General features: G+C 36.0%; 10 protein-coding genes. 7 read left to right on the forward strand and 3 right to left on the reverse strand.

From position 1 onward, the window contains the following. Positions 1-11 precede the first annotated feature (11 nt). From KO521_RS03555 to KO521_RS03580, 6 genes are all read left to right on the forward strand, one after another. Positions 12-1298 (forward strand): PQQ-like beta-propeller repeat protein, encoded by a 1287-nt coding sequence (locus KO521_RS03555; RefSeq protein ID WP_215938510.1) that lies wholly within the window; start codon positions 12-14, stop codon positions 1296-1298. 213 nt (positions 1299-1511) lie between these two features. Continuing rightward, complete coding sequence (locus tag KO521_RS03560) at positions 1512-2093, forward strand: porin family protein (RefSeq protein ID WP_215938511.1); 582 nt, start codon at positions 1512-1514, stop codon at positions 2091-2093. A 304-nt stretch (positions 2094-2397) separates the two neighbouring features. After that, positions 2398-2727 carry a TerB family tellurite resistance protein gene (locus tag KO521_RS03565; protein ID WP_215938512.1) on the forward strand — a complete coding sequence of 110 codons (330 nt, stop codon included), beginning with the start codon at positions 2398-2400 and terminating at the stop codon, positions 2725-2727. Between the two features lie 18 nt (positions 2728-2745). Beyond that, positions 2746-3099, forward strand: coding sequence for a hypothetical protein (locus KO521_RS03570; RefSeq protein ID WP_215938513.1), 354 nt, complete (start codon positions 2746-2748; stop codon positions 3097-3099). Between the two features lie 346 nt (positions 3100-3445). After that, entirely contained in the window at positions 3446-10069 is a 6624-nt protein-coding gene (locus KO521_RS03575) for a T9SS type A sorting domain-containing protein (protein ID WP_215938514.1), read from the forward strand. Between the two features lie 8 nt (positions 10070-10077). After that, entirely contained in the window at positions 10078-10782 is a 705-nt protein-coding gene (locus KO521_RS03580) for a hypothetical protein (protein WP_215938515.1), read from the forward strand. Positions 10783-10885: 103 nt separating this feature from the next. Here the strand turns inward: KO521_RS03580 and KO521_RS03585 are convergent, their stop codons facing one another. Beyond that, a complete protein-coding gene (locus KO521_RS03585; RefSeq protein ID WP_215938516.1) occupies positions 10886-11479 on the reverse strand; it encodes an HD domain-containing protein in 594 nt (197 codons plus the stop codon). Positions 11480-12079: 600 nt separating this feature from the next. Between KO521_RS03585 and KO521_RS03590 the strand changes: the two genes are divergently transcribed. Further along, positions 12080-12472, forward strand: a complete 393-nt coding sequence (locus KO521_RS03590) for a hypothetical protein (RefSeq protein ID WP_215938517.1) — start codon at positions 12080-12082, stop codon at positions 12470-12472. A 371-nt stretch (positions 12473-12843) separates the two neighbouring features. Here the strand turns inward: KO521_RS03590 and KO521_RS03595 are convergent, their stop codons facing one another. Beyond that, complete coding sequence (locus KO521_RS03595; protein WP_215938518.1) at positions 12844-13167, reverse strand: HNH endonuclease; 324 nt, start codon at positions 13165-13167, stop codon at positions 12844-12846. A 39-nt stretch (positions 13168-13206) separates the two neighbouring features. After that, positions 13207-13551 (reverse strand): hypothetical protein, encoded by a 345-nt coding sequence (locus tag KO521_RS03600; RefSeq protein WP_215938519.1) that lies wholly within the window; start codon positions 13549-13551, stop codon positions 13207-13209. Positions 13552-13737: the final 186 nt, after the last annotated feature.

Below are 13737 nucleotides of genomic sequence, written 5' to 3' on the forward strand. Positions count from 1 at the left end.
AAATTACTACAATGAAAAAGCGACAAATAATTAATTACCTTTTTCTATCGCTCTTGACCATTGTTATGGCCAGTTGCTCTAAAGATGACGGGGTGGAACTCAATGAAAACGGGGAAGTGGTCCATCCGGAAAAAGGCGGACAGATTGTAGCAGGAGACCCGTTACTCAATGATTTCGTTATCGCGGCCAAAGATGAAACCATTTATACGGTTGATGCCCAAACCGGCGAAGAAACCGTGATTTATTCTTTTCCGGACCTTACCGACTTTGTAGGACCAGCGGATTATAACAATGGTACTATTTATGTAACATCCGATGATAACTCTATAAATGCGCTAAACGTAGCCGATAGACGTTTTTTATGGGACCGGTACATGTTGGAATTTGATTTTGGCAGTATGGGGGCCACCCGCCCCATATGTATTGATGGGGTCTGTTATGCCTCTGGGGGATCTGGGGTGGTAGTTGCCGTAGATGAGGTCACGGGAATTTTAAAATGGTACTATAGCACCGAGCCCAATGGAAGATTGGATTATGTTTTGAACAATAACCAAGCTCCTGTAGTTTATGGGGATAAGGTCTATGTGTTTTCTGAAAAAAGCTATTATTCCGATGTGCCCTCCTACCTTCATATTCTGGATAAGGAAACTGGGCGCCTTATACAAAAGCAAAAACTACCCTACGAACCAACCGGAGTCCCCCTATTTATGGAAAATACCATGTACTTACCGGCTAAAAATCTTTATGTAATTGATTTGGATACATTTAACACCCTTTGGATGTTGGAAGTAAACGGTGTTGGAACCCCGTTTGTTTCTGGCGATAAATTGGTCGTGAACGCCATACCGTACGGTCAGAGTATCGGTTCTGTGTTATATTGTTTGGATAAAAACAACCAAAGTATTCTTTGGGAGGTAGAAACCGGTGCGAATAGTCTTTGGGAGCCCTTAATTGTGGGGAACGTGGTCTTTAGCAATTACGATAAAGGCACAAGTTTTCCGGGTGCCACTAATGCAAAGCCTTTTGCCCTAGACCTGCGAAACGGGGAAGAATTATGGAATAACCAAGATGTATCTGTAGATTTTAGCCCCGTATACGCCAATGGCATGTTGTTTACCCATGGCCATGATATTTTAAGGAATAATAATGATCAAAATAGTGTAGGATTGTTGGCCATGGATGCTAATACCGGTGAGGTCTTATGGCTGAACCCTTTGTTTCGGTTTGGCTCCCATATCGCCCCTTTGGTTGTAGCCGACAACGGCGTTTTTGGCCCTTCTTCCTATAGGAGTAAGTGAATATAAAATAAAGTTTGGTTTGTTGCTAAGAGTCCTATTTTATTGAGATAGGGCTCTTTTTTTATCAGTAAAAAATACGCTCTACTGGATTACCAGTAGAAAAAAATACAAAAAACGTGGTATTTCAAAAACGCAGGTCTTCAGATACCTTAGCACCATAAAATAACTAGGGTTTCGAGAACACGAACATCCATAAACTTTAAAATTTATATTATGAAAAAATCGGTAAAAGTACTTATGATTTTATTAATTGGTTCGCTAAGTTTTTCAGCTAATGCACAAATTTTTGGTGTAGAAGGTTCCGTAGGCCTTTCGAATATTAGCTCTCCTCAGGCAGATATTTCTGATCTTTATGGTAGGATTTTAGGAATAAAATTAGGGGGAACCATAGAGCTTGATATCACAGATGAATTATATGTAGGTTCAGGATTGTCATTTGCAAGAAAAGGAGCTACTACATCAAATGATAATTTTAATCTGCTCTATTTAGAAGTGCCCATTAGCGCTAGGTATAATACTTTTGAGATAGGTGATTCTGGAGAATTCTATTTTTCCGCAGGATTTTATTTGGCTCCACTTTTATCTGCAAAAATTGGAGATACTAAATTGGATATAGGAACAGATATTAAAGGTTTTGATTTGGGTATGAATGGAGGTGTTGGTGTTATTTTTGATGATCGATTTGATATTGGATTATCCTACGAAAGTGGATTTTTAGATTTCTCTGCCAATGAATTTAACGAACAGAAAAACGTCGCTATAATGTTATCTTTTGGTTACAAGTTTGATATGTAGAGGAGTAAGTTTTTTAGTAGCTTCAGCTAGTTAAAATGTAAGGTCTCTGTACTTAAATAGAGCCGGTTTTAAATAGGGTGGAAAAAATTATGTTGGTTTGGTTGAGACCCGTATCTATTAATTGGTACGGGTTTTTTGCTTTACTCATAAGCTGTTTATGGTATTGGTTTAGGGTAATGAGCTATAAAAAGTTGTGATATAAAACTAAGATGTTTTAAATTTAATAGTATTTCTCATAATTGGGGAGAGGGCTCTTTCAGGAATTTACTATCTTACCATCACTAACACAAATCATTGACATTTTATGCAGGAAGAAACAATAACTTTTACATTGGCCGAGAAACTGGCTATTGTTCATGTTATCAATTCTGTAATACTAGTAGATGGTCACGTTCATAATGGTGAAATAATTGCGCTGACCCAGCTCATGAAACAAATTGATTTTGATAGCAATTTTATAATGCAAGCTAGAAACATAGATAGTGAACAAGCCATACTTATATTAAAGGAAATGCCTGAAAAAAAGAAGGTAAATCTAGAATCTATTTTAGAAATGACGGCAATTTCGGATGGTTTTAAACATGCAAAGGAAAATAGCTTAATGACTTATATTTTTGAATCTATGAACAAGTGATGTTGATAAATATAAACTATGAATACCAAGAAACCGGAAAAAGTACTATTTGATAAAGAGGAAAAAAAGGCTATTTATGTGATGACCAATCAGGTTGTTCTTGCCGATGGAACAGTTCACCCCAATGAGCTAGAGGCCATGAGTCAACTTCAGGAAGATATTGGTATGAATGCTATTTTAGTAAGTGATGCACAAGAAACAACGGTAGAAGAAGCTTTAGTTTCCCTTCACAATATGACGTATCCTAAAAAGAAGGTTTTGGCTCAAATATTGGAAGACATGGCCGTGTCGGATGACCATTTACACGAAAAAGAAATGAATCTGATTATTCAGACCTTTAAAAATATTGGAATAGGAGAGGAGACGGAGTAGATAGTTGGTGAAATGCCCCCATTTATGTAATTGATTTTTAGTTTGCCTTAACCTCTATCTAATGCATAGAATAGTAGCAACTATTTTCTGACTCCTACATTAGATGGTTATGTCCTTTAACCACTACTATTTCTAAAAGCTATCTTCATCTTCAAAATCATATAATCCATTCATCGAGAATAGTAATTCTCAGGAAATAATAAGGATTTGCATGCGTTAGAAACAGACTATTCTATCTAACCAGAGGTCTAACCAGCCCGCATTGCCTTGTTTTATGAAGAAGTTTATTCTTTTTTTTCTCCTTATTTTCTCGTTTTTTAGTTTTTATGGACAATGTCCTAATTCATTGATATACATAAATTCTCAGGCTGATTTAGATAATTTCAAAACTACGTACCCCAATTGTACGGAACTTTTAAAAAGTCTGTATTTAAATAGCCCTGATATCACAGACCTTTCAGCTCTAGACGAAATAACGGGTATAGCAGATAGTTTTACTATCAATAACACCAGTATTACCAATCTAAATGGTTTAGATAATTTAGTATCCGTGGGTAGTTTAATTATTGAAAACAATGAGGCTTTACAGATGGTAACGGGGTTAGAAAACCTTTCAATAATTAACAATTTTACGGTAAGGTATAATTCCAATCTTATATCTATAAATGGTTTATCTAATTTATCACGAATAGATAATGACTTTACTTTAACAAATGGCTCGGGATTAACCAATATAGCCGGTTTTAATGGTTTAACGGAAGTAGGTGGAAATATAACTATTGGTGGTATTGGTGTTGGAGACTTATCAGCATTTAATCAACTTGCAAATGTCCATGGTAATTTTTCAATTACCTCACTGAATGTAGACGACCTGCCGGATTTAAATGTGTTGCATACTATTGGAGGGGTATTGCTAATTAAACATCACGGAAATCTTGAATCTATTTCTGGATTTTCAAGTCTGGCACAAGTTGGAGGTTTGGATATTGATAATAATGACTTACTACAAAGTATTTCAGGACTTTCAGCCCTTGTGAATGTCAACGGAGATTTTATTCTTGGTCATTATTCCACATTGTCAAATTTTAATAAGGGTAATGATTTGCTAAATGATGTTTCGGGATTCAATTCTTTACAGACCGTTGTGGGAGATTTTTCGTTAAGAGGAAATAAAGTCCTACAGAATTTAATTGGCTTTGAACAGTTAGCAACAGTGCAAGGCGATTTTGAAATAGATAATAACCAAAGTTTGGAAAATCTAGATGGATTAGAAGGCTTAGAATCTATTGGAGGCACATTTACTATTCGCGACAATAATAACCTTTTGGAAGTAGATGCATTGTTAAGCTTGAAAAACGTGAATGGTGGTGTAAAAATATTTTCTACTGATGCTCTGTACAGCTTATCTGGTTTAAATGAGTTAGTTACCGTAGGTGGTGATTTTGTAATTGGTAGTGTAAGTAGTATATCAGGTAACGGTAATGATGCCTTAATTCAAGCAGATTTTACAGCGTTAGAATCGGTAGGAGGAAATTTTTATTTTAAACTTAACAAATTAATGCCAGATATTACTGGTTTTGATAATTTAGAGTCAATAGGTGGTTCTTTAAATATTTCAAGTAATAATGAAGTTGAACGTATTACAGGCTTTGGTAGTCTCACCAATATATTAGGTAGTATATCAATATCAGGTCTTGATAAACTTACTACGATATCTGGTTTTCAACAACTCCAAAATATTCCAACATATCTTTTAATTTGTGCTGGGGAAAAACTAGAAACAATTAGCGGTTTCTTAAATCTTATCAATGTTGGGTCAAATCTAACTATTTGTTCAAGCCCATCTGTATCAAGTCTTTCAGGTTTTCAAAACTTAGAGACTATTCAAGAAAATTTCATTATTTCTAATAATAATTATGACAATGGAAATTTAATCTATAGTGGTTTTACAAATTTTACAGATTTTTCTAAATTGAAAAGTATAGGAGGAACATTTAAGATTGATAAACAGATAAGTCTTGAGAATTTTGATGGATTACAGGCATTAGAAACTATAGGAGAAGATTTTATAGTAGAAACAGGTTTTCTTTCTTTAGATCAAACTTTTTATACATCCTCATTAACTTCAATGCAAGGGCTTACAGCTTTAAAAAGCGTAGGTCAAGATATGAGGATTCAGTATAACTCTTCTTTAATAAATTTTGATGGACTACAATCCTTAGAATCTGTTAATAGGTATATGACCATTTCTTATAATGATGCGTTACAAAATTTAAATGGTCTAGATGCCCTGGAAACCATTAATTCTAATTTAGCGATCAATTACAATAACAACCTAGTTGATCTTACAGGTTTGGAATCATTAAAAACGGTTACCAATAACATAGATATTATAGCAAACCCAAAACTTGAAACTCTTGCAGGGTTAGATAATTTAGAAACATTTACAGTTTTAAAAATTGATCAAAACAATTCACTCCTTAATGTAAATCACCTTAACTCTTTAAACTTAGCAGGAGTTGAATATTCCACCTTACATGTTAGCAACAATGAAAAACTAACTTCTCTTGAAGGTCTTGAGGCGATTACTCATTTAAGTTATATATTTTTAATATCTAATCCTGAACTTGTATCATTAGATGGACTGGAAAATCTAGAGGTGTTAGGGAATTTACATATTCAATCTCATTTAAAATTAAATGATTTATCCGCAATTGAAAATGCAGAACTTACAGCAGGTGGACTATTAAGAATACAATACAATCCGGAATTATCGGAGTGTAGTGAAAAAAGTATTTGCAACTTCATTAAAACGAATGATCGAGTTAGCATTAACATGAATAATAATGGTTGTAAAACAAAATGGGAAATCTTAGATCGTTGTGCAAACCCTGAAGATTTTGATGGAGATGGTGTATTAAATAGTATTGAGGATACTGATGGTACGGACCCAGATGATGGTTGTTCGTATGTTACTGCCAATCAAGATAGTGCCTTAATATCCGTTTTATGGGAAGAAGCAGATTGTGATAATGATGGTATACTCAACGGAGTAGAACTTACAAATGGTACTAACCCAAAGATAGATGATACGGACGGCGACGGCGTTTTAGACGGTAATGATTCCAACCCAATAGATGCTTGTATTCCGTTTCAAAATAAAGCGTATACGGGTTACGATAGTTCAAGCGCCATTTGGCAGAATAATGATTGTGACGGAGATACCGTATCCAACGGTGATGAAATTACAGCGGGAACAAATCCTTATTCCAATGAATTACTTTATACAGATTCTACTTATCCTGATACGTTTGCTGAACAACGTATAGAAACGGTAGGCGGAGAAGCAAAATCCATTGCAACCAATGGCACAACAGTAGTGGCAGGAATAAGAAGTGCTACGAGCAGTAAAGTTGAAATATATGCTAAAAACTCCAGTGGAGTTTGGGAAAAGAACCAAGAACTTACATCTCCAAAAGCATCGGGAACTACAAGATTTGGTCAAGCTTTGGCCTTGTCTGAAAATACGTTAATTGTTTCCCAGCCTTATGATGATGAAAACCTGCCTGACACTGTATTTATATATCAAAAGGATGCTAACGAAACTTGGGTAGAAACGCAGCAAATTGAAGCATCTAGCGCTTTCTCTAATGATGGTTTTGGTAGTGCTTTGGCAGTTTCAGAGAACGTTCTTGTCTTGGCTGCAGGGGGAATAGCACCAAGTGGGGCGGTCTATATTTTTGAAAAAAATACGAGTAATGTTTGGGTAGAAACAGCAGAGCTTTATCCATCAGATGACCTTTTTGCTGGTGGTTTTGGAGAATCTGTTGCTATCTCCGGTAATCAAATAATAATTGGGGCTTCAGGTTATGACGCTACGGGTGCATTTATCTATGAAAAACAAAGTGATAATTCCTGGCAAGAAATACAACAGCTAAGTGCTCCGGACGGGCAGAATTATACCTACGCAAGAGATGTGGCCATTACAGAGAATAGAATTGTCATAGGAGATGTAGGATACACGGATGTTGTTTATGATCAAGGCGAAACTATAGTTTATGAAAAAGGTTATAATGGACTATGGAATGAAGTTCAGACCCTAAAGGCTAGTAATGGTTATCAAGCGGATTACTTTGGGGATGCTTTGGCAATGAATAGCAATAGGATTGTAGTAAACATGTCCGTTGATCAAACCATTGAGGGATGGCTTTATGTATATCACAAATCTAATGGTGAGTGGGTTGAAACCCATATTTTGACCGACACCGAAGGTTCAATTATAGATTTTGGGTATAACGTTGCCATTGGGGAAGGATTAATTGCAGCAACTTCTATGGACCATGTGTACTTTTTTGAAGACTCTTCTAATATGGATACGGATGGAGATGGAGTAGAGGACAGTATAGATAGTGACCCTAATGATCCTTGTTTGCCAATTCAACAGGACACGAATACAGCGTATGATTCAAATAATGCCATATGGGCTGCAGCAGATTGTGATAATGACGGTATTTTAAATGGGGAAGAAGTATCTAATGGAACCAATCCATACCAAGCGGAAACCTCTGCAGCGGCATGTTTTGAAATTTTTCCATCGGATGGAGCGGCATCAGATCTGTTCGGTAGAGTAATGGCAATGACCGAAGACGGAAATACTTTGGCAGCTTCTGCAAGTTATGATGATGATTTAGGAGAAAATAGCGGGTCTGTATATATTTTCAATAAAACAACGACAGGTGAATGGGCAGAAATCCAAAAGATAACCGCATCAGACGGTGGTGAAGATGAAAATTTTGGATTTGCACTGACTTTTGCGGGAGAATCACTAGTTGTCAGCTCTTATCAGCAGAACTATAGAACTGGAGCAGTGTATGTTTTTGATAAATTGGCAACAGGCGTATGGCAACAGTCACAAAAGCTTTTAGCGTCTGACAGTACCTTTTATAAGCAATTTGGTTATGCTATAGACGGAACGGAAAATCAAATTATAATAGGGGCATCAAATGACAACGAAAACGGTACAAATGCAGGTGCCGCTTATATCTTTAAAAAAGAAACGGACGGTAATTGGGTAGAAACCAAGAAATTAATGGCCTCTGATGCAGAAGCTCAAGATGCCTTTGGGATATCGGTATCTATTACCGCTAATACGGCAGTTGTTGGTTCTTTCTATGATGATGATGTAATAGAGAACAGTGGAGCAGTGTATGTCTTTGATAATACAATCAATGGAAATTGGACGGAAGTGGCTAAACTCAAGGCCTCAGATCCAAAAACATATGTAGGCTACGGAGTTAGCGTAGATCATACGGAAACTGATATCATTGTGGGCTCAGCATCTATAAATTCTAATAGTACTGAAACGGGGACAGCTTATATTTACAAAAAAGCAAATGATGGTTCATGGATATCTGTAGAAAAACTAACTCCTGAAGACGGTATGGCCAAAGATAAGTTTGGTATTGATGTAGCTATTAATGGAGATCGCATTGCATGTGGTATCAGTGGAGATGATGAAAATGGCTCCTCTGCAGGTGCGGTACAGCTTTTTTATCGATCTCATACTGGTGAATGGATCGGTTATGAGAAATTATTGGCATGTGGCACTTATGGAGAATACGCTGCTTTTGGAAACAGTATCAGCCTAACGAACAATTCAATTGCGGTAGGAACAAACTTTTACTCGGCCATTGGTTCTGGCTATGTTTTTGAGCTAGATGAGGTACCAAATGATACTGAGCCCCTTGTTGTTCAGCTAATACAAACTACATCTTTTGGTTGTAGTGAGGTAGGTGCCGTAGTTGAGGTAAATGTAACTGGCGGGTCGGAAGAGTATAATTACGAACTTTACAATGCTTCAAATTCCATTTTGATTACAAGTAGTGCTATAAACAGTTTTGAAAATGTTGCAATAGGAACCTATTATGTTCTAGTAACCGATAGCAATTTAAATCAAGAGCAAAGTAATTACGTAACGATTACGGCATCGGAGCCAATTGCGGCAGAACTGAATATAGAACAAGTTACGTGCAATAGTACGAACAATGGTTCCATTATCATAACGGCGACCGGTGGCTTAGCCCCATATCAATATAGTATTAATGCAGGGTCATTTCATTCTGAACCCAATTTTTCAAATCTTGGGACTGGTGACTATGATATCAGTATTCAAGATGCTAATGGATGTTCCATTCAGTTGTTTACTACCGTAACTAAAGAAACAGGATGTTCAGACTCAGATTTCACACTGCCAGTTGATAATTTTACTGTGGCAGCTACAAGTGAATCTTGCATATCAAGTAACAACGGAAGTATTGCGGTAAGCGCGGTTGAAAGCCTTGATTATACTGCAATCTTAACTGGTGGAACGATAAACGAATCCAAAGGATTTAAAGCTTCTACGAATTTTGACAACTTGGAATCTGGCTCATATAAATTATGTATTACAATTGCAGGTGAAGCCGGTTATAAAAAATGTTTTACCATAAGGGTTACTGAACCAGAAGCGCTTAAAGTAGACGCTAAAACGGATACTACGGGTAAGTTGGTTTCTTTAAGTCTTAAAGGTAGTTCTAGTTATTTTATAACCGTAAACGAAAAAGAATATACGACTTCAGAAAACGAAATAACCCTACCGCTCTCTGATGCGGAGAGTACTATTACGGTTAAAACGGACTTGGAATGTCAAGGTGTTTTTGAAGAAACGGTTATGGCAACCAATGAAGGTGTGTCCATTTTCCCTAACCCGGTAGAAAATGAAGATGTTACCATATACCTACCTTCTATAAGCACAGACGAAGAAATCCTGATTACCGTATTTTCACAAAGTGCCACACGTGTCATGGAAAAGATGGAGAAAGTAGATAATAGGATTGCAAAGATTAATATGGGTCATCTGCCTGCCGGAGTATATACTATTGTGGTTACTTCCAATTCACAGAACAGCTCCCATAAAATCTTAAAAAAATAAGAGCGCTTATGAATATCAAAAATAATCTTTTTGTCATTTTAGTATTAGGAGCGCTATGCGGTTGTAATTCGGACCCGTCAGATTTACTTCCTCAAAATGTGGTGGAAGAACCTGTTTCGGCTTCATTGGTTTTTCCTGAAAATCATACTGAGTGCAATGAAGGAACAATTGTGAGCAAGACTAAAAGTAAAGTCGCCTTTCTTTGGAATGCTTCGGCAAACACTGATTCTTACGAGCTTATTTTAACTAAAGTTGAAACTAGTGAGGTTTCTAATTTTGAGGTGGACGATACCACTAAAGAAATCAGCTTGGAAAGAGGTACCAACTATGAGTGGTATGTCATATCAAAATCTTTAACAAGTACGAAAACGGCAAAAAGCGAAACCTATGAATTCTTTAATGCTGCTCCAGGAATCCTAAGTCATGTGCCCTTTTCTGCGGAAGTCATAGCTCCTGAAAACAATTCAATAGTGGCCGCTGTTTCTGGAAAGATAACCCTGCGGTGGGAAGCTTCGGACATTGATGACGATATAAAAAATTATGTAATTTTTATAGGAACGGACAAAGAAGTATTAGAAAATAAAGGACTGCAAGCGGTTCCTAGTTTTGAAATGAGTGTTACTTCTGGAACTTCTTATTATTGGATGGTTGAAACTCATGATGAAGCAAACAATGTATCTACTTCAGAGGTGTTTAGTTTTACTGTTGAATAAGCATAGTCAACATAGATTTGAGTTTAAACCTACCGGTTTAGGAAGCTAAAGATTTACATCAATCTTTATGGTATTCGATTCAAGCAATAAATTTGCGAAAATTTTACAACCGCTTTCTATATTGTTTTAACTGCTGCAAGTTTTTCTGTTTTACGGGCTCCAATATTTCTTTTCCATATTTGGTAAAAAATCGGTGCTTTTCCATAAACTCGATATTCATGGAATACCAATCAGCATCTGAGTAAACCGTATGTAAGAATTTGGACCACTCTTTTCGTAAAAGGTTATTTTTGGATTGATACTGTTCCGTACCTAAGTGAAATAGATCCGCATCACAAATAATCTCTTCGTAAATTCCCTTTGGCCGCTGTGGCATTCGGGTTGCTTTAATACAGCTTACTATTAAATCTATTTTCTCTGGAGGACACTTTTGAGCCAATAAAAAGTTGCTGGCTTCTGTAACGCTATACTTCTCATGACCGGCAAAAACGGTGGCATTTCCGGTATCATGAAAGAGGGCTGCTAGTAAAACGGATTCTAACTCTTGAAGATCTCTATTCTCATACATTCCTATTTTTAAGACATGTTCGTAAACGTCCATTGTATGTTGAATGTTATGAAAAGGCAAAGAGCTACAGCGACTTCTAGTTAGAAGTCCCTTGCAATATATTTTCGCGTTTCCAATTATCTTTTTCATGGTACTTAAAATCTGTTCAAAAACTATAATTTTACTATACCCTCAGCCAATTCTAAAACCAAGGGAATAATGTTCGCCTTAAAAAAGGCAATCAAAATAGGGGGATATTTTTCTGATGTTCAATATATTAGAGCTGGCTCCCATAATTACATCTGTAAAAATGATAGTTAGCGCTAGATTTTTGGTTCGGTCAATCCAAAAGTTCTAAGATTTAGCATCGTTTTGATCCGTAATCTATAACGTTGGAATAAGAGCAAATCTTATGTAATCACCCAAACTACTTTAAAAAAATTGCCTGTCCATTTTCTTGTGCCATTGTTGATAGGTGTATTTAACCATTAAATCAAAAGACAATTCAGTAATTGATGATAGGAGGGAAGTAAAGGAAAAGGTATGAATTTTAAGTCTTATTTTTAGAATTCAGATAAAAAATTTAATTGTCATGTTAATTCTATGGGTGGTGTTTAGTACTGCAATATAAATTTTATTTACAGCCATGTATTTATATTTGGATTGATACCGGTTAATACGCTTCTATGAATTGAATAATTAGCCCTATTTTTGAGCCATTATAGAATCACCTAATTGGTATTTAATTTTATGTCGTATCAAGATGTATTTGCTCTTTTCTGGAATCAGGTAGAAGAAAGTGTTGAAGAAGGTAGCTTTGCCAAGCTTACTATGGCCAAGACCATAGGAAAGCCAAACTTGAAAAATATCTTTTTAAGACCCATTTATTCCGAGGATGATTTTAAGGTCCTTTTGAAGTTGCGTTACAGATCAAGGGAAATAGAAGATGAGGAAGATGAACTTACATTAGCAGAGGCTTTGGTTGTTTTGAAATCACATCTTAAAAGCCACTTTTCGTCCGTCCTGTTATTTACTACCAAAAAGGATGTTATGTTTAAAGTGAATAAAAAAGGAGCTGGGAGTATTACAGAAACCTTACCCTCGTTTAGTGCCGTTACACAGGCTAGAAGGGATGAAGAATAGACATTAAGTAATTTGACAGTAAAATTGTCTTACCCATTGTTGGAATGTTAACGGGTTTTTCGAATTCGAGGAAGGTGAACACCATAGGGCTCGAACAGGTCAACAAGATAATGCACCTCTCGGCGATTGCCTATAACCTAAAAATGTACCTGAAATTCAAACAAAAATGCTCAGAGAAATAGGATAGGCAAGGCTGTTTTTTCGGTTTTTATAAAAACCGGACTTCACAAGCTCAAAAATTGGTTTCATGCCCTGTAAAAGTAATGGGTTGTTCCTATAATTAAAAAACAAGACCGCCTTAAAAAGCGGTTATGGAGGTCATTGTTGTAATGATTATGGAGTTGTGCAACGGTTACTTTTGTTGTGTGTAGTTATTTTAATTTCGGTGGATTTTTTATTGCTGCTTTCACAACCTGAGCTACAGAATTCCTATTAATATTATTTTGTTTGCAATAATCACTTTTGAGCCAATCTTCCAACAGTTTTGCTCCTTTACTGTCATTACATGACATACAGCAAAGTGAAATATTGTCAATACCATTTATTCTAATGTCATTTACGATATGCTCCCAAGAGGCCTTTTGTTTTCTTGATTCAGAGTGTTCTAAAAACTTCTGACCGCAGTAAACACAACTCGTATCTCTTTGCTTAACAAAAGCTTCAACTTCTTTTGGTATGCCCCAACGATTTGCCACTTATTTTTTTAGTTCAGTTATTAGGTCTTGCCATTTTTTTTAGGCAAATAAAATCCTCCTGTTCGTCAGAACATTTGAAATTCTCTGAGCTAATAGGCCTCCATAAACCATTAATTCTTGAATATTCATACTGCTCTGGATATGCTGGTTACATCTAGCCGAATAAAGTCCTATATTTTCAATAGAACTACTTTTTTCAGGCATTTGATTTTGAGAAAGTAAATGACCCCATTCATACTTGATATAACGGATGTTCCAGTCAGAAGGTCTGTTCCAACAAAGTGGAAGTTCCGTTCCTTCTACATGAAAAAATGGTCTGTGTTCTTGAGCTTCAAATAGCAGACAAAGAATTTCTTTTAAAATGGCTTTTTTTCTTTTGGTCAAATCGTACTTCAGAAAAATCTTGTCTGATGTGATTAATTACAGACTTAACTAATCTGTCAGATCTTAAATCTGTTTCATAGGCTTCTGGATTTCCGTTTATGACTTGTCTATGTTCGATTAATTTCATTTTTCAAATTACACAACGTTGCGTATATGGCTTGTTGCATGTTTAAATGTATTAATTTT

Source organism: Zobellia uliginosa, assembly GCF_018860745.1.
Lineage (GTDB): Bacteria > Bacteroidota > Bacteroidia > Flavobacteriales > Flavobacteriaceae > Zobellia > Zobellia uliginosa_B.